Origin of the sequence: Pseudomonas sp. DC3200b2, from assembly GCF_049895785.1 — a bacterium.
Classification (GTDB): domain Bacteria; phylum Pseudomonadota; class Gammaproteobacteria; order Pseudomonadales; family Pseudomonadaceae; genus Aquipseudomonas; species Aquipseudomonas massiliensis.
On record NZ_JAFCTA010000006.1, the window covers coordinates 1 to 16,882 of the forward strand.

Below are 16,882 nucleotides of genomic sequence, written 5' to 3' on the forward strand. Positions count from 1 at the left end.
ATGGCCTTGTTGCCTTCGATTTCGATGCTGGCGATCGAAGGCCGCTCCACCACGTTGATCACCAGGACGTTACCGTCACGCCCCAGTTGAATGTCCTGGAAGAAGCCGGTCTTGAACAGCGCGCGGGTCGATTCCACCAGCTTGCGGTCGTCGGCCTGTTCGCCCACGTTCAGGGGCAAGGCGCCGAAGACGCTGCCGGCGGACACCCGCTGCAGGCCGTTGACTCGGATATCGGAGATGGTGAAGGACTCGGCGTGAACTTCGGCGATCATCAGTGCGGACAGCACCGCAGTAAGCAGCAGACGTTTCATGAAGTCCTTTCTTATTCCAACAGGCAATAAACAAACTGCCGCATAGGCGGCAGGTTCGCAATTGTGCGACTCATTACAACCGACCCAGGTCGTTTATCAGGGCAAGCAGCATGACGCCGACCACCAGACTGATACCGATCTGAACCCCCCAGCCCTGTACCCGATCGGACACCGGGCGACCCCGAACCCACTCGATCAGGTAGAACAGCAAATGCCCCCCATCCAGGACGGGAATGGGAAGCAGATTGAGAACCCCGAGACTGATGCTTAGATAAGCCAGGAAATTCAGGAAATCCCCAAGGCCCGACTGGGCCGAAGCGCCCGCCACTTTAGCAATGGTTATCGGTCCGCTCAAGTTTTTTACGGACAGCTCGCCGAACAGCATTTTCTTCAGCGAATCAAGGGTCAGGACGCTCATCTCCCAGGTGCGGCGCATGCCTTCGACCGCGCCGTCGAGCAGGCCATAGCGAACTTCGCGCAGCATCTCCGCAGGCCAGGCAACAGGCGTGACCCCGGCGCCGAGATACCCGGTGGCGGCCTCGCCCTCCCCTTTGCGGGCCAGGGTGACGGGGATATCCAGCGCTCTGCCGTCGCGCTCGACTTGCAACACCACGGAACGATCCGGCCGCTGACGCACGGCATCCACCACCTGCTGCCAATCGGCCAGAGCGACCCCGTCAAGGGCGAGCAAACGATCGCCGGACTTTAGCCCGGCGGCATGGGCTGGCCCCTTGGGCTCGATTTCAGCCAGCACCGGTTCCAGCACGGGGCGCCACGGGCGAATACCCAGGGAATGGACCGGATCGGGCTCTTCGCTTCCCTTGAGCCAGGCGACCAGGTCAAGGTCGTGCAGGCTGGTGCCGCCATTTTCCTCATTGACCCGGATGTGCAAGGTACCGGTCTCGCCCAGGCGTCGAACCAATTCCATGTTCACGCCGGACCAGCCCGAGACAGGCTCGCCATCGACCTCGACGATCTCCTGGCCGGCGCGCAAGCCGGCGCTGGCTGCCAGGCTGCCGGATTCCACGGCGCCGATCACCGGACGGACCTGCTGGCTGCCCAACATTGCCAGGCCCCAGAAGAACACGATGGCCAGCAGGAAATTGGCGATCGGCCCCGCGGCCACGATGGCGATGCGCTGGGCCACGGGCTTGCGGTTGAAGGCCTGTTCCCGTTGTTCGGCAGGCACCTCGGCCTCGCGCTCGTCCAGCATTTTCACGTAGCCGCCAAGGGGAATCGCGGCCACCACATACTCGGTTCCCTGCTTGTCGGACCAGCGCAGCAGTGGCGTACCGAAGCCCACGGAGAAGCGCAGGACTTTCACCCCACAGCGACGGGCCACCCAGAAGTGCCCGAATTCATGGAAGGTTACCAATACCCCAAGGGCAATCAGGGTACCAACCAACATATATAGCGCGCTCATAGGTATCTCCGCTGCGGCCGGGCGCCTGTATTCATGCCCGGAGCGAGGTCATCGGAACTCATCGGCCACGCCGAGTCAACCACTGCTCGGCCAAACGTCGCCCCCTGTCGTCGGCGGCGAAAACCGCTTCAAGGTTTTCAAGGCGCTGCCCGGGCTCTTGCGTCAGCACCGCTTCGATCATGCTCGCGATCTCGGTGTAGCGGATGCGCCGGTCAAGAAATGCGGCCACGGCCACTTCGTTGGCGGCATTGAGCAAGGCAGGCGCGCTCCCACCCGCCTCGGCCGCTTCCCGCGCCAGGCGCAGGCACGGGAAACGGGCTTCGTCCGGGGCATGGAAGTCCAGGCGGGCGACGGCGAAGAGGTCCAGCGCCGAGACGCCGGAATCGATCCGCTCGGGCCAGGCGAGGGCATTGGCGATAGGGGTGCGCATGTCCGGGTTGCCCAGCTGGGCCAGTACCGAGCCGTCGACGTAGTCCACCAGGGAATGGATCACGCTCTGGGGGTGAACCACTACTTCAACCTGGGCGGGACGGGCATCGAACAGCCAGCAGGCTTCGATCAGTTCCAGCCCCTTGTTGGCCATGGTGGCCGAATCCACTGAAATCTTGCGCCCCATGGACCAGTTAGGATGAGCGCAGGCTTGCTCCGGTGTCACCTCGACCAAGGCCGCCAGTGGGGTTTCCCGGAAAGGGCCACCCGAGGCCGTCAGCAGGATACGCCGTACCCCTACCCTGGCCAGCCCCTGCGCATAGTTGCCCGGAAGGCACTGGAAGATGGCATTGTGCTCGCTATCGATGGGCAGCAACACGGCGGCATGCTCACGTACAGCCTGCATGAACAGCCCGCCGGACATGACCAGCGCTTCCTTGTTGGCCAGCAACACCTTCTTGCCCGCGCGTACTGCCGCCAGGGTAGGCGGCAAACCTGCGGCGCCAACGATGGCGGCCATGACCGTATCCACATCGCTGGCCGAGGCGACTTCGCACAGGCCTGCTTCGCCGTACAGCACATCGGTGGCCAGGCCCAGCTCGCGCAACCGGGGCGCGAATGCGTCAGCGTCGGCGGCGGTAGCCACCACCACCACCCTGGGGCGATGTTGCCGACACAGGCGCAGCAGCTCATCCAGACGAGCGTACCCGGTCAGCGCATGGATTTCATACAGGTGCGGATGGCGAGCGATGACATCCAGGGTGCTCTGCCCGATCGAGCCGGTGGCGCCGAGCACGGTGATACGTTGGCGGCTATTCACATCGCACCCCAGCCGGTTGCCCACAAGACCACGGCGAACACCGGAACGGCCGCGGTAAGGCTGTCGATACGATCAAGCACCCCCCCATGGCCGGGCAGCAGTTGACTACTGTCCTTGATGCCTGCCTGACGCTTGAACATGCTTTCCGTCAGGTCCCCCACCACCGAAATGAGTACCACCAGGGCGACAGTCAGCAGCGCGCCGAACACGTGCATACCGCTCCAGCCGCGGGCAAGCCCGGTGATCAGCGTAACGGCAAGGGCGATCCCGAGGCCACCATAGAGCCCCGCCCAGCTTTTGCCAGGGCTGACGGCAGGCGCCAGCTTGCGCTTGCCGAAGGCGCGCCCGGAGAAATAGGCGCCAATGTCGGCCACCCAGACCACCACCATCACAGCCAGGATCAGCCAGTTTCCCTGCCCGGATGGCCACTGCTTCAGCAGCCACAGGCCTTCCCACGCTGGCAGGAGCACGAGCAAGCCGACCAGCAGCTTGCAGGCGATGCTCGACCAGAGCCGCGCGGAGCCGGGATAGGTCAGTACCAGCCAGGTCGCCAGGCCCCACCAGAGCACGGCCAACCCGAGCAGCCAGGGCGCCAGCCCAGGCACCAAGAACAACACCACAAGCCCGGCGGCTACCAGGGCGGCGAAAAGTCCCCGCTGGGGCTGCCCTTCGAGGCCGGCCAAGCGGGCCCACTCCCAGGCACCGAGAGCCACCACCGCGCCGATGAACAGGGCGAAGGCCGCGCCTTCCAGCAGGAAAAAGCCGCACAAGGCCAACGGGAACAGGACCAGGGCGGTAAGAATGCGTTGCTTGAGCATCAGGCGCGGGCTCCAGCCTCGATCTGCTCGCTGGTCTTGCCGAAGCGACGCTGTCGGGAGGCGAAATTGGCCAGCGCGCTGCGCATGGCCTCGTGTTTGAAGTCCGGCCAGTAGAGGTCGGAGAAGTACAGCTCAGCATAGGCCAGTTGCCACAGCAGGAAATTGCTGATGCGATGCTCCCCCCCAGTGCGAATGCACAGGTCTGGCAACGGCAGATCACCGGTTGCCAGGCATCCTTGGAGTAGCTCGGGGGTAATCTCATCCGGACGCAGGGTACCGGCCTGGACCTGACGCGCCAACTGCTGGGCCGCCTGGGCTATATCCCATTGCCCCCCATAGTTGGCGGCGATCTGCAGCACGAACCGACCGTTGCCCGCTGTGAGCGCCTCGGCTTCTGCCATGGCCGCTTGCAGCTCGGGATGGAAGCGGCCGCGGTCGCCGATGATGCGAAGGCTGATGTTGTTTTCATTCAGGCGGCGCGCTTCACGCCGCAACATGGTGAAAAACAGCTCCATCAACGCGCCCACTTCATCGGCGGGCCGCTGCCAGTTCTCGCTGGAGAAAGCGAAGAGGGTGAGGACTTCCACCCGAGCCTCGGCACAGACCTCGATCACGGCGCGCACCGCGTCCACGCCGGCCTTGTGGCCCGCCACCCCTGGCAGCAGGCGCTTCTTGGCCCAGCGGTTGTTGCCATCCATGATGATCGCCACATGCCGCGGAACGGATGCTGGCGCTACCCACTTGGTCTTTTCCATGGAAACGCGCAGTTCCTTCTTATACTGCCATCAGGTCGGCTTCTTTGGCCTTCACTGCAGTATCGATCTCGGCCACGAACTTGTCGGTCAGCTTCTGGATTTCATCAGCGGCGCGACGCTCTTCGTCTTCGCTGATTTCCTTTTCCTTGACCAGGTCCTTCAGCTGGCCGAGGGCATCGCGACGGATGTTGCGCACGGCAACCCGGGCGTCTTCGGCAGCTTCGCGAGCCTGCTTGGTGAAGCCCTTGCGGGTTTCCTCGGTCAACGGCGGCATGTTCACCAGGAGCAGTTCGCCAAGGTTGGTCGGATTCAGGTTCAGGCCTGCGTTCTGGATGGCCTTGTCCACCGCGCCGAGCATGTTGCGCTCGAAGGCAACCACCTGCAGGGTGCGGGCGTCCTTGACGGTGACGCTGGCGACCTGGTTGATCGGGGTGTCAGCCCCATAGTACGGAACCATCACGCCAGTGAGGATGCTGGGGTGGGCCTTGCCCGTGCGAATGCGGCCGAAAGCGTGATCCAGCGATTCGATGGATTTCTGCATGCGCGTCTGCGCGTCTTTCTTGATTTCGTTGATCATTGTTCGCCTTCCTCGATCAGGGTGCCTTCGCCACCGCCCACAACGATGTTGAGCAGGGCCCCAGGCTTGTTCATATTGAAGACCCGCAGCGGCATGTTGTGGTCACGGCACAGGCAGATGGCCGTGAGGTCCATGACGCCGAGCTTGCGGTCGAGTACTTCGTCGTAGGTCAAGCGGTCGAACTTCTCCGCGTGAGGGTCCTTGAACGGATCGGCAGTGTACACCCCGTCGACCTTGGTTGCCTTGAGCACAACGTCAGCGCCTATTTCGATACCGCGCAGGCAGGCAGCCGAATCGGTGGTGAAGAACGGGTTGCCGGTGCCCGCGGAGAAGATGACCACATCGCCGCCATTGAGATGACGAATGGCCTTGCGGCGGTCGTAGTGATCGGTCACGCCTACCATGGAGATCGCGGACATGACGATGGCGGAGATATTGGACCGCTCCAGGGCGTCGCGCATGGCCAGGCCGTTCATCACCGTGGCCAGCATACCCATGTGGTCGCCGGTGACGCGGTCCATGCCGGCCGCGCTCAGGGCCGCCCCACGGAACAGGTTGCCCCCTCCGATCACCAGCCCTACCTGCACGCCGATGCCGACCAGCTGGCCGACTTCGAGGGCCATGCGGTCCAGCACCTTCGGGTCGATGCCGAACTCTTCCGAGCCCATCAGGGCTTCGCCGCTTAACTTGAGCAGAATGCGTTTATAGCGAGGTTGACGACCACTCACCTGCTGGGCCATTGCGTATCTCTCCTGCGGCGTTCTCGAATATTCCAGGCCTTGGCCTGCTTGCAACATGGCGCTTTGCGCGCCTGCCCCCCCGTGCTGTGCCCGGGCGGGCTTCACTTTGACAAAGAGGCTGCGCGCGTGAGCGGGCAGCCTCTCTGGGGTGACAGATGGAACCTGTCTTATTGCTTGCTTGCGGCAGCCACTTGAGCGGCAACTTCTTCGGCGAAGTTGTCGACCGGCTTCTCGATGCCTTCGCCTACCTTGTAGTAGGTGAAGGATACGATCTCGGCGCCGCCCTGCTTGGCCAGGGTGCCTACGGTGACTTCAGGGTTCTTGACGAACGCCTGCTCGACCAGGCTCGCTTCGGCCAGGAACTTCTTGATACGGCCAGCCACCATGTTTTCCACGATGTTCTCTGGCTTGCCCTTGATCTTTTCCTCGTTCAGCTGCATGAACACAGCCTTCTCGCGATCGATGGCTTCCTGGGAAACCTGGGAAGGGTGCAGGAACTCGGGATTGCTGGCCGCCACGTGCATGGCGATGTCTTTGGCCAGTTCGACGTTGCCGCCCTTGAGTACAACTGCCACGCCGATCTTGTTGCCGTGCAGGTAGCTACCGACCACATCGCCCTCGACGCGAACCAGGCGACGAATGTTGACGTTCTCGCCAGTCTTGCCAACCAGCACCAGGCGGTCGGATTCCATGGCTTCGATCAGCGGCTCGACGGTGGTCAGCTTGTCGCTGAAGGCCTTGTCGACGGCGGCGGCGACGAACGCCTTGAAGTCGTCCTGCAGGGCCAGGAAGTCGGTCTGGGAATTGACTTCCAGCAGCACGGCGGCCTTGCCGTCGTCCTTGATTGCGATGGCGCCTTCAGCGGCCACGTTGCCCGCTTTCTTGGCAGCCTTGATGGCGCCGGAGGCACGCATGTCGTCAATGGCTTTCTCGATGTCGCCGCCGGCCTTGGTGAGGGCCTTCTTGCAATCCATCATGCCTTCGCCGGTGCGCTCGCGCAGTTCTTTGACCAGCGCCGCAGTAATTTCTGCCATTTCAAAATCCTCTTGAACAGGTTTTCGGCCATACCGCCCGCGTGGAAACGGGCATTGAAATTCTGACCCGCCAGGCCGTTACGGCCTCGGCGGGTGGCAAAAAGGGGGCCTAGCCCCCTTTTCGCTTACCGAGCCATTTTCAGGCGCGGTCGACTCAGCCTTCTACGGCCTCGCTGGTCGCGTCCTGGGCGAATTCGCCAGTGCCGGCAGCGACATTGTTACGGCCACGGATAACGGCGTCAGCCATCGAACCCATGTACAGCTGGATGGCGCGGATGGCATCGTCGTTGCCAGGGATCACGTAGTCAACGCCTTCAGGGCTGCTATTGGTATCGACAACGCCGATGACCGGAATGCCCAGTTTGTTTGCTTCGGTGATCGCGATGCGCTCGTGCTCGACGTCGATGACGAAGAGCGCGTCAGGCAGGCCGCCCATGTCCTTGATGCCACCCAGGCTGCGATCCAGCTTTTCCAGGTCGCGGGTGCGCATCAGGGCTTCTTTCTTGGTCAGCTTGGCGAAGGTGCCGTCTTCGGCCTGGGTTTCCAGGTCGCGCAGGCGCTTGATCGACTGACGGATGGTCTTGTAGTTGGTCAGCATGCCGCCCAACCAGCGGTGGTCGACGTAGGGCGAACCGCAACGCGCGGCTTCCTCGGCGACGATCTTGCCAGCGGAACGCTTGGTGCCGACGAACAGGATCTTGTTCTTGCCCTGGGCCAGTTTCTCAACGAAGCTCAGCGCGTCGTTGAACATCGGCAGGGTTTTTTCCAGGTTGATGATGTGAATCTTGTTGCGCGCGCCGAAAATGAACTTGCCCATTTTCGGGTTCCAGTAACGGGTCTGGTGGCCGAAGTGCACACCGGCCTTCAGCATATCGCGCATGTTGACTTGGGACATGATAGTTCCTTGATAAGTCGGGTTAGGCCTCCACGCATCCCAATGATCCAACCCAAGGCCGTAAGGCCCGGGCACCCAGGTCATCGTGTCGATACGTGTGTGGGTTAGAGCTCTACAGGGCTACCCCCCGCAAAGCGGCGCACTTTATATCACGAAAGGCCTGTAAAGAGAACCGCCAATGGCGCCTTCTCCACGCCAGGGATACGACCGGGCGGCCTGCGCGGCCGACGGCAGGGCGTGCGCCTATGATAGAATCGCTGCCTTGCGATTTTTTCACCCGCACCGCTGGTGCCGAGAGAGCCCGTATGACCGTTATCATCAAAACCCCCGAGGACATCGAAAAGATGCGCGTCGCTGGCCGCCTGGCCGCCGAGGTGCTGGAAATGATCGAGCCTCACGTCAAGCCAGGGGTCACCACCGAGGAACTGGACCGCATCTGCCACGACTATATCGTCAACGAGCAGCACGCCATCCCCGCCCCGCTCAACTACAAGGGCTTCCCCAAGTCCATCTGCACCTCCATCAACCATGTGGTGTGCCATGGCATCCCCAATGACAAGCCCCTGAAGGATGGCGACGTCCTGAACATCGACATCACCGTGATCAAGGATGGCTACCACGGCGACACCAGCCGCATGTTCCATGTGGGCAACGTGCCGGAGTGGGCGCAGCGTCTTTCCCGGGTCACCCAGGAATGCATGTACAAGGGCATCGAAGTGGTACGTCCCGGTGCGCGCCTGGGAGATATCGGCGAGGTCATCCAGAAGCACGCCGAGAAGAACGGCTATTCGGTGGTCCGCGAATACTGCGGCCACGGCATTGGCAAAGGCTTCCACGAAGAACCGCAGGTGCTGCATTACGGCCGGGCCGGCACTGGCGAGGTGCTCAAGGAAGGAATGATCTTCACCATCGAGCCGATGATCAACCAGGGCAAGGCCGACACCCGCCTGTTGGGCGATGGCTGGACGGCCATCACCAAGGACCGCAAGCTTTCGGCCCAGTGGGAGCATACCGTGCTGGTGACGGCTGATGGCTATGAAATCCTCACGCTGCGCCGTGATGACACCCTGCCACGTACCTCGGCGCGATGAGTCGCGCCTGACAAGGGTTCTATAGAAGGAAGGCGAGCGATGCCGCAGGTAGATCCGGAATTGTTCGATCGCGGCCAATTCCAGGCGGAATTGGCGCTCAAGGCCAGCCCCGTGACGGCTTTCAAGAAAGCCATCCGGCAGGCCCGCGAGGTATTGGACGCGCGCTTCGCCAGCGGCCGGGACGTACGCCGCCTGGTGGAGGATCGGGCCTGGTTCGTGGATAACATCCTGCAACAGGCCTGGGCCCAGTTCGAGTGGAGCGATGAAGCCGATATCGCCCTGGTGGCGGTAGGCGGCTACGGCCGCGGCGAGCTGCACCCCTACTCCGACATCGACCTGCTGATCCTGCTGGAACACGCCGATCACGAAGTCTTCCGCGATTCCATCGAACGCTTCCTTACCCTGCTCTGGGACATTGGCCTAGAAGTGGGGCAAAGCGTGCGCTCGGTGGACGAATGCGCCCAGGAGGCCCAGGCGGACCTGACGGTGATCACCAACCTGATGGAATGCCGCACCATCGCCGGGCCCGAGCGGCTGCGCAAGCGGATGCTGGAAGTCACCGCCCCCGAACGCATGTGGCCAAGCAAGGCCTTTTTCCTGGCCAAGCGCGAAGAGCAGCGGGCCCGGCACCACAAGTACAACGACACAGAATACAACCTGGAGCCCAATGTAAAAGGCTCCCCAGGCGGGCTACGGGACATCCAGACCATCCTCTGGGTAGCCCGCCGCCAATACGGCACGCTCAACCTGCAGGCGCTGGCCGGCCAGGGCTTTCTTCTGGAAAACGAAAGCGACCTGCTGGCCGCCTCCCAGGAATTCCTGTGGAAGGTTCGCTACGCCCTGCACATGCTGGCCGGGCGCTCCGAGGATCGCTTGCTGTTCGACTACCAGCGGCGCATCGCCGAGCTGCTGGGCTACCAGGACAGCAACGCCAGGCTGGCCATCGAAGCGCTGATGCAAAAGTACTACCGGGTGGTCATGCGCATCGCCGAGCTGAGCGACCTGATCATGCAGCACTTCGAAGAAGAGATCCTGGCGGACGAAACCGGCGCCAGCCTGCAACCGATCAATGCGCGCTTCCAGCTGCATGACGGCTATATCGAGGCCACCGCCGAAAACATCTTCAGGCGGTTCCCGTTCGCCATCCTGGAAATCTTCGTGCTGATGGCCCAGAACCCCGCCATCAAGGGGGTCAGGGCCAACACGATACGGTTACTGCGCGAACACCGTCACCTGATCGACGATCAGTTCCGCCACGATATCCGCAACACCAGCCTGTTCATCGAGCTGTTCAAATGCGAGATCGGCATCCATCGCAACCTGCGGCGGATGAACCGCTACGGCATCCTGGGCCGTTACCTGCCCGAGTTCGGCCATATCGTGGGCCAGATGCAGCACGACCTGTTCCATATCTATACCGTGGACGCGCACACGCTCAACCTCATCAAGCATCTGCGCAAGCTGCAATACACGCCGGTCTCGGAGATGTTCCCGCTGGCGAGCAAGGTCATGTGCCGGCTGCCCAAGCCCGAGCTGATCTACATCGCCGGGCTGTACCATGACATCGGCAAGGGCCGCGACGGTGATCACTCCGAGCTGGGCGCGGTGGATGCCCGGGCTTTCTGCGAACGGCACCAGTTGCCGCCCTGGGACAGCCGGCTGATCGTCTGGCTGGTGCAACACCACCTGGTGATGTCCACTACGGCCCAGCGCAAGGACCTGTCAGACCCCCAGGTGATCCACGATTTCGCCCAGCTGGTTGGGGACGAAGTGCACCTGGACTACCTTTATGTGCTCACCGTGGCCGACATCAACGCCACCAACCCCAGCTTGTGGAATTCCTGGCGCGCCAGCCTGCTGCGCCAGCTGTACACCGAGACCAAGCGCGCTTTGCGCCGTGGCCTGGAAAACCCGCTGGACCGGGAGGAGCAGATTCGCCAGACCCAGGCCGCGGCGCTCGACATTCTGGTACGCGGCGGCACCGACCCGGATGATGTCGAGCAGCTGTGGAGCCAGCTGGGCGATGACTATTTCCTGCGCCACACGGCCGCTGACGTGGCCTGGCACAGCGATGCGATCCTTCAGCAGCCCGCCGACGGCGGCCCTCTGGTGCTGATCCGGGAAACCACCCAGCGGGACTTCGAAGGCGCTACCCAGATCTTCATCTACGCGCCGGACCAACACGATTTCTTCGCGGTGACGGTAGCGGCCATGGACCAGCTGAACCTGAACATCCATGACGCGCGCATCATTACCTCCAGCAGCCAGTTCACCCTGGACACCTATATCGTACTGGACAACGACGGTGGCTCCATTGGCAACGATCCGGAGCGAATCCGACGAATCCGCGACGGCCTGACCGAGGCGCTGCGCAATCCTGACGACTACCCCACCATCATCCAGCGTCGAGTGCCACGACAGCTCAAGCATTTCGCCTTCGCGCCCCAGGTGATCATCCACACCGACGCCCAGCGGCCGGTGACCATTCTCGAACTGAGGGCGCCCGACCGGCCGGGACTGCTGGCCCGCCTGGGCAAGATCTTCCTGGAATATGATCTGTCGTTGCAGAACGCCAAGATCGCTACATTGGGCGAGCGCGTGGAGGACGTGTTCTTCCTCACCGACGCCCACAACCAGCCCCTGTCGGACCCGCAGCTATGCGCGCGCCTGCAAGACGCCATTGTCGAGCAATTGAGCGTGGAGCAGGCTCCCGGCATCGAATTGACCCGCCTGAGCATCTAGACCCGAGCCACCGATGAACCACGCCCTGAGCCATTTGCAGCCCTACCCCTTCGAGAAGCTCCGCGCCTTGCTGGCCGGCGCCCAGCCACCAGCGGGCAAGGCACCCATCGCGCTATCGATCGGCGAGCCCAAGCACGCCTCGCCTGCCTTCGTTACCCAGGCGCTGGCGGACAACCTGGAGCAGCTCTCCGTCTACCCCACCACGGCCGGCTTGCCGGCCTTGCGCGAAGCCATCGCCCAATGGTGCGGGCAGCGCTTCGGCGTGCCCGAGGGCTGGCTGGACGCGGCCCGTCACGTGTTGCCGGTCAATGGCACCCGAGAAGCCCTGTTCGCGTTCGTACAGGCGGTAGCCGAGCGCGACCGGGACGGCTTGATCATCAGCCCCAACCCCTTCTATCAGATCTACGAAGGGGCGGCGATCCTGGCAGGGGTCCAGCCCTATTACCTGCCCTGCCTGCAGACTCATGGCTTCAATCCGGACTTCTCCGCCGTACCGGCCGAGGTCTGGGCGCGCTGCCAGGTGCTGTTCCTGTGCTCGCCGGGCAACCCCACCGGTGCGCTGATTCCGCTGGACACCCTCAAGGCATTGATCGCCCTGGCCGATGAGCATGACTTCATCATTGCCGCCGACGAATGCTATAGCGAGCTGTACTTTGACGAAGACGCACCGCCACCTGGACTGCTAAGCGCCTGCGCGGCCCTGGGCCGTTCGGACTTCAAGCGTTGCGTGGTATTCCACAGCCTGTCCAAGCGCTCCAACCTGCCCGGTCTGCGTTCCGGGTTCGTGGCGGGCGACGCCGATATCCTCAAGGCCTTCCTGCTGTATCGCACCTATCACGGATGTGCGATGCCGATTCCGACCCAGCTGGCCAGTATCGCGGCCTGGCAGGATGAGCCCCATGTACGCGCCAACCGTGACCTCTATCGCGAGAAGTTCGCCGCGGTACTGGACATTCTTGGGCCGGTATTGGACGTTCAGCGTCCCGATGGCGGCTTCTACCTGTGGGCAGGCGTACCCATGAGTGACGAAACCTTCTGCCGCGAGCTGTTCAGCGAGCAGCATGTAACGGTAGTGCCGGGCTCCTACCTGTCCCGAGAGGTGAACGGCGTGAACCCCGGCGCCAACCGGGTACGCCTGGCCCTGGTCGCGCCACTGGCCGAATGCATCGAGGCGGCCCAGCGCATCCGCGCCTTCATCGAGGCTCGCCAGTAAACGAATGCTTGAACCCCACTCGCTCGACAGCGAGGTGATCACGGTGGGCGCTAGCGCCAGCTAGCGAAAGGCTTTTCTGATCGAGCGCTTTTCGGCAGCCTGGCTGCCTTCCACCCGGCCGAGGCCCCGACGACGATCAGCGCTGGGGCGCGGCCTTGAACTCGCCCTTGGCCAGGGATTGCACGTCGTTACCCAGCGCATCCTGGGCCTGCAGGTCGGCGCCTTTATCGGCCAGCGCGCGCAGAATGTCTTCGCGCTGGAACAGGGCCGCGTACATGGCGGCGGTCTGGCCACTGTGATTACGCAAGTCAGGAGAACAGTCGGCATTGACCAAACGCCGTGCAATGGCCAGCTCCCCCTTGAAGATGGCGCCCATGAGGGCCGTATTGCCACGAGCGTCCTGCGCGCAGGGATCGGCGCCCGCTGCCAGCAACTGCTCCACCGCCGGCTGATGGCCGTGATAAGCCGCCAGGATCAACCCGCTATAGCCTTTGTCATCCTGGACGTTGAGGTCGTACCCTGCCTCGATGAACGCGCCGAGCATGTCCGTATTGCCCTGGCGGGCAGCCTCGAAAAACAGCGCCTGCAATTGTGCGCGAGTATCTTCCGGTCCGGGTGAAGCCGCCATGGCCGGACCAAGACACAGAGCGACACAGAGCGCCGCGATATACCTTCTCATGCCTACCTCGCTTAAAGATGGCCCATGTCCGAAAACATGGGCCATCGATTATCAGTCTTGCAACTTGGCGGCGAGCGCCTTGACCTTGGCCAGGTCACCGTTGGCGACCTTGGTCACGCCGGTGCCATATTCAGGATCGGCCTTGTACAGATACGAAAGCATGATGTTCTTGCTTTCCGCATCCGTGGTGGCCAGGGACTCACCGAAGCTCTGGATCAGGTCCTGGCGGTCTTTCTGGCTATAGGAACGGTACAGGTCGCCAGCCTGCTTGAAGTTCTGCTCGCGCTGGATCTTCGCCTGCTGGGTAGTACCGGTCAGGGGCAACTGGCTGTAGCGGGCGCTCTCGTCCTGTGGGCGAGGATTGAGGCGGCTAGGCTCGTAGTTGACCCCGGTGGTGGTGTGCCCCAGGTTCATCGCGCCGTCCTGGTTACCGTTGTTCACCGCTACCCGAGGGCGGTTCACCGGCAGGCTCAGCCCGTTGGTGCCTACCCGGTACAGTTGGGTATCGGCATAGGCGAACACCCGACCCTGCAACAGCCGATCTTCGGAAGGTTCGATGCCAGGCACGACGTTGGCGGGCGCCATCGCAACCTGCTCGGTTTCCTGGAAGAAGTTATCGACGTTCTTGTTGAGCACCATCTGGCCTACCTTGCGCTCCGGCACATCAGGCCAGATCTTGGTGGCGTCGAGTGGGTCGAAGGCGAACTTGGCCAGGTCTTCGGGGTTCAGCACCTGGATGTACAGGTCCCACTTGGGGAAGTCGCCCTTGTTGATCGCCTGCACCAGATCGTTGGTCATGTGGCTGTAGTCCTTGGACTGAACCTGCGCCACCTGGGCCGGATCGAGGTTCTTGATCCCTTGCAGGCTCTTCCAGTGGAACTTCACATAGTGCACTTGGCCCTTGGCGTTGACGAACTTGTAGGCGTGTACGCTATTGCCGTCCATGAAGCGGTAGCCGGCCGGGGTACCTTCATTGGAATAAAGCAGCGTCAGCGTACGCGTGGCTTCGGGAACGTGAGAGAAGAAATCGAACCGGCGGGAGTCATCGTCCAGGTTGGTACGCGGGTCCGGCTTGAAAGCGTGGACCATGTCGGGAAACTTGATGGCGTCCCGAATGAAGAAGGTCGGGAAGTTGTTGCCCACCAGGTCCCAGTTACCGTCGGCCGTATAGAACTTGGTGGCGAAGCCACGGGGGTCGCGCAGGGTTTCAGGCGAGTGGTTGCCATGTACCACCGCGGAGAAGCGTACGAACACCGGGGTATGTTCACCAGCGCGGAATACCTTGGCCTTGGTCAGTTCGCCAAGGTCTTCGGTGGCAGTGAATTCGCCCTTCACGCCGGTACCGCGGGCATGCACGACACGCTCGGGAATGCGCTCGCGATCGAAACGCTGCAGTTTCTGGATCAGCTGTACATCCTGCAGAACGGTTGGCCCATTGGGCCCGGCCGTTTGCGAATTCTGGTTATCGCCTACCGCGGCGCCGTTGTCGCGGGTGAGCGTGTCGGCAAATACCGACGTCATGGCAATCGCGCCGAAGGCAACCGCCCCCAGGGCCTGTCCCGTCAAGGAAGTGAGTTTCATGATATTCCCTATGGAATTATTGTGGTCGAAACCAGACATCGCCACGGCTGGTGGCAGTGTCTATCGCTGTTCATCCTAGGGAGGGAGGCCCCTGAAGCTGTAATTGAAAGGCGCTATGGTTTTGATAAACAGAAATTCAGGAAATCGCGCACAGCTACCGTTATAACTCGCGCGCGGGGTAGCCAGCGATGAGGCATGGCGCCTTGGACATGGCGCGGGCTGGTACGATGCCGCATAATCCACGACCCCTCAATTTTCCGGAGCAGAGGCTGGCGTCCCAGGGTCGCCGCTGTACCATGGCTTACACTCTTTTCGGCATCAAGGCGTGCGACACCATGAAAAAGGCCCGTGGCTGGCTGGATGATCATGGCATCGCCTACGTCTTTCACGACTACAAGACTTCAGGCATCGACCGCGAGCACCTGCGGCAATGGTGCGACGCTCATGGTTGGGAAACTGTGCTCAACCGCGCCGGCACCACCTTTCGCAAGCTGCCGGACGCGGACAAGGCCGGGCTGGACCAGGCCAAGGCCATCGAGCTGATGCTGGCCCAGCCTTCGATGATCAAGCGTCCGGTACTCGATCTCGGCGACCGAACCCTCGTGGGTTTCAAGCCCGACCACTACGCAGCGGCCCTGAGCTGATCAGCTGGCCCTGCCTTTCAAGAGGAACACTGCATGTCCACTACCCTGTTCAGCCTGGCCTTCGGCGTCGGCACCCAGAATCGCCAGGGCGCCTGGCTGGAAGTCTTCTATGCCCTGCCACTGGTGTCGCCATCCGCCGCGCTGGTGGACGCTGTCGCCACGCCCCTTGGCTACACCGGCGGCAACCAGGCGATCAGCTTCAGCACCACCCAGGCCTCGCAACTGGCCGAGGCGCTCAAGGCGATCGACCCGGCCCAGGCCGCCCTGCTCACCCGCCTGGCTGAAAGCCAAAAGCCTTTGGTGGCCACCCTGTTGGCCGAAGACGCCGCGCTGACCTCCACTCCCGAGGCGTACCTGAAGCTGCATTTGCTGTCGCACCGCCTGGCGCGTCCGCATGGCCTGAACCTGGCCGGCATCTTCCCGCTGCTGCCCAACGTGGCCTGGACCAGCCAAGGGGCCATCGACCTGGCCGAACTCGCCGAACGTCAATTGGAAGCGCGCCTGAAGGGCAAACTGCTGGAGGTGTTCTCCGTGGACAAGTTCCCGAAGATGACCGACTACGTGGTGCCGAGCGGGGTGCGTATCGCCGACTCGGCGCGGGTTCGCCTGGGCGCCTACGTGGGCGAAGGCACCACCATCATGCACGAAGGCTTCGTCAACTTTAACGCTGGTACCGAAGGCCCGGGCATGATCGAAGGCCGCGTTTCGGCGGGTGTGTTCGTTGGCAAGGGGTCGGACCTGGGCGGCGGTTGCTCCACCATGGGCACCCTCTCCGGCGGCGGCAATATCGTGATCAAGGTAGGCGAAGGCTGCCTGATCGGCGCCAATGCCGGTATCGGCATTCCATTGGGCGACCGCAACACCGTCGAAGCCGGTCTCTACATCACCGCGGGCACCAAGGTCGCCCTGCTCGACGAGGCCAACCAACTGGTGAAGGTGGTGAAGGCGCGTGACCTGGCCGGCCAGGACGACCTGCTGTTCCGTCGCAACTCCGAAACCGGCGCGGTGGAGTGCAAGACCCACAAGTCGGCCATCGAACTGAACGAAGCGCTGCACGCCCACAACTGATCGCAGCCTGGGGCGGCCAGGCGTGGGGGCAAAGGCTGACGCTCCAGCCTCTGGCTCCAGGC

General features: G+C 62.7%; 16 protein-coding genes. 5 read left to right on the forward strand and 11 right to left on the reverse strand.

Annotated elements, in window-relative coordinates; all coding sequences use genetic code 11:
- The 9 genes from ACP691_RS17235 to rpsB all read right to left on the reverse strand — a co-directional run.
- The coding region (locus ACP691_RS17235; protein ID WP_426199742.1) for a POTRA domain-containing protein at positions 1 to 311 on the reverse strand (311 nt) is incomplete at its 3' end.
- 73 nt (positions 312 to 384) lie between these two features.
- Entirely contained in the window at positions 385 to 1,734 is a 1,350-nt protein-coding gene (gene rseP, locus ACP691_RS17240) for an RIP metalloprotease RseP (protein WP_426151826.1), read from the reverse strand.
- Positions 1,735 to 1,792: 58 nt separating this feature from the next.
- Positions 1,793 to 2,983, reverse strand: coding sequence for a 1-deoxy-D-xylulose-5-phosphate reductoisomerase (gene ispC / locus ACP691_RS17245; RefSeq protein ID WP_426151828.1), 1,191 nt, complete (start codon positions 2,981 to 2,983; stop codon positions 1,793 to 1,795).
- A complete protein-coding gene (locus tag ACP691_RS17250; RefSeq protein ID WP_426151830.1) occupies positions 2,980 to 3,801 on the reverse strand; it encodes a phosphatidate cytidylyltransferase in 822 nt (273 codons plus the stop codon). The genes ispC and ACP691_RS17250 overlap by 4 nt, the downstream gene beginning before the upstream one ends.
- Positions 3,801 to 4,556: a polyprenyl diphosphate synthase gene (uppS, locus tag ACP691_RS17255; protein ID WP_040261133.1), complete on the reverse strand. Its 756-nt coding sequence runs from the start codon at positions 4,554 to 4,556 to the stop codon at positions 3,801 to 3,803. Before uppS ends, ACP691_RS17250 begins: the two co-directional genes overlap by 1 nt.
- 19 nt (positions 4,557 to 4,575) lie before the next feature.
- Positions 4,576 to 5,133 carry a ribosome recycling factor gene (frr, locus tag ACP691_RS17260; RefSeq protein WP_040261134.1) on the reverse strand — a complete coding sequence of 186 codons (558 nt, stop codon included), beginning with the start codon at positions 5,131 to 5,133 and terminating at the stop codon, positions 4,576 to 4,578.
- Positions 5,130 to 5,873 (reverse strand): UMP kinase, encoded by a 744-nt coding sequence (pyrH, locus tag ACP691_RS17265; RefSeq protein WP_426151833.1) that lies wholly within the window; start codon positions 5,871 to 5,873, stop codon positions 5,130 to 5,132. Before pyrH ends, frr begins: the two co-directional genes overlap by 4 nt.
- 167 nt (positions 5,874 to 6,040) lie before the next feature.
- The gene (gene tsf / locus ACP691_RS17270) at positions 6,041 to 6,907 is read right to left on the reverse strand and encodes a translation elongation factor Ts (RefSeq protein WP_426151835.1); all 867 of its coding nucleotides are present in this window, start codon (positions 6,905 to 6,907) and stop codon (positions 6,041 to 6,043) included.
- A gap of 154 nt (positions 6,908 to 7,061) precedes the next feature.
- Positions 7,062 to 7,802, reverse strand: coding sequence for a 30S ribosomal protein S2 (gene rpsB / locus ACP691_RS17275; protein ID WP_040261137.1), 741 nt, complete (start codon positions 7,800 to 7,802; stop codon positions 7,062 to 7,064).
- 305 nt (positions 7,803 to 8,107) lie between these two features.
- Here rpsB and map point away from each other — a divergent pair, with 305 nt between their 5' ends.
- From map to dapC, 3 genes are read left to right on the forward strand one after another with little or no spacing between them, the layout of a single operon-like run.
- Positions 8,108 to 8,893, forward strand: coding sequence for a type I methionyl aminopeptidase (gene map / locus ACP691_RS17280; RefSeq protein ID WP_426151837.1), 786 nt, complete (start codon positions 8,108 to 8,110; stop codon positions 8,891 to 8,893).
- Positions 8,894 to 8,932: 39 nt separating this feature from the next.
- Positions 8,933 to 11,635: a [protein-PII] uridylyltransferase gene (locus ACP691_RS17285; RefSeq protein WP_426151839.1), complete on the forward strand. Its 2,703-nt coding sequence runs from the start codon at positions 8,933 to 8,935 to the stop codon at positions 11,633 to 11,635.
- Positions 11,636 to 11,648: 13 nt separating this feature from the next.
- On the forward strand, positions 11,649 to 12,848 hold the full coding sequence (gene dapC, locus ACP691_RS17290) for a succinyldiaminopimelate transaminase (RefSeq protein ID WP_426151841.1): 1,200 nt from the start codon (positions 11,649 to 11,651) through the stop codon (positions 12,846 to 12,848).
- Positions 12,849 to 12,984: 136 nt separating this feature from the next.
- Here the strand turns inward: dapC and ACP691_RS17295 are convergent, their stop codons facing one another.
- Together ACP691_RS17295 and katB are read right to left on the reverse strand one after the other, a co-directional pair.
- Positions 12,985 to 13,515, reverse strand: coding sequence for an ankyrin repeat domain-containing protein (locus ACP691_RS17295; protein WP_426152259.1), 531 nt, complete (start codon positions 13,513 to 13,515; stop codon positions 12,985 to 12,987).
- Positions 13,516 to 13,578: 63 nt separating this feature from the next.
- On the reverse strand, positions 13,579 to 15,048 hold the full coding sequence (gene katB / locus ACP691_RS17300; protein ID WP_426152261.1) for a catalase KatB: 1,470 nt from the start codon (positions 15,046 to 15,048) through the stop codon (positions 13,579 to 13,581).
- A 356-nt stretch (positions 15,049 to 15,404) separates the two neighbouring features.
- Between katB and ACP691_RS17305 the strand changes: the two genes are divergently transcribed.
- Positions 15,405 to 15,752 carry an ArsC family reductase gene (locus tag ACP691_RS17305; protein WP_040261449.1) on the forward strand — a complete coding sequence of 116 codons (348 nt, stop codon included), beginning with the start codon at positions 15,405 to 15,407 and terminating at the stop codon, positions 15,750 to 15,752.
- 33 nt (positions 15,753 to 15,785) lie between these two features.
- The gene (gene dapD, locus ACP691_RS17310) at positions 15,786 to 16,820 is read left to right on the forward strand and encodes a 2,3,4,5-tetrahydropyridine-2,6-dicarboxylate N-succinyltransferase (protein ID WP_426151843.1); all 1,035 of its coding nucleotides are present in this window, start codon (positions 15,786 to 15,788) and stop codon (positions 16,818 to 16,820) included.
- Positions 16,821 to 16,882: the final 62 nt, after the last annotated feature.

Coding starts and splice junctions, on each gene's coding strand:
- dapD (WP_426151843.1), top strand. CDS start 15,786: ATGTCCACTACCCTGTTCAGCCTGGCCTTCGGCGTCGGCACCCAGAAT.
- rpsB (WP_040261137.1), bottom strand. CDS start 7,802: ATGTCCCAAGTCAACATGCGCGATATGCTGAAGGCCGGTGTGCACTTC.
- rseP (WP_426151826.1), bottom strand. CDS start 1,734: ATGAGCGCGCTATATATGTTGGTTGGTACCCTGATTGCCCTTGGGGTA.
- dapC (WP_426151841.1), top strand. CDS start 11,649: ATGAACCACGCCCTGAGCCATTTGCAGCCCTACCCCTTCGAGAAGCTC.
- ACP691_RS17305 (WP_040261449.1), top strand. CDS start 15,405: ATGGCTTACACTCTTTTCGGCATCAAGGCGTGCGACACCATGAAAAAG.
- map (WP_426151837.1), top strand. CDS start 8,108: ATGACCGTTATCATCAAAACCCCCGAGGACATCGAAAAGATGCGCGTC.
- uppS (WP_040261133.1), bottom strand. CDS start 4,556: ATGGAAAAGACCAAGTGGGTAGCGCCAGCATCCGTTCCGCGGCATGTG.
- katB (WP_426152261.1), bottom strand. CDS start 15,048: ATGACGTCGGTATTTGCCGACACGCTCACCCGCGACAACGGCGCCGCG.
- ACP691_RS17250 (WP_426151830.1), bottom strand. CDS start 3,801: ATGCTCAAGCAACGCATTCTTACCGCCCTGGTCCTGTTCCCGTTGGCC.
- frr (WP_040261134.1), bottom strand. CDS start 5,133: ATGATCAACGAAATCAAGAAAGACGCGCAGACGCGCATGCAGAAATCC.
- ACP691_RS17285 (WP_426151839.1), top strand. CDS start 8,933: ATGCCGCAGGTAGATCCGGAATTGTTCGATCGCGGCCAATTCCAGGCG.
- tsf (WP_426151835.1), bottom strand. CDS start 6,907: ATGGCAGAAATTACTGCGGCGCTGGTCAAAGAACTGCGCGAGCGCACC.
- pyrH (WP_426151833.1), bottom strand. CDS start 5,873: ATGGCCCAGCAGGTGAGTGGTCGTCAACCTCGCTATAAACGCATTCTG.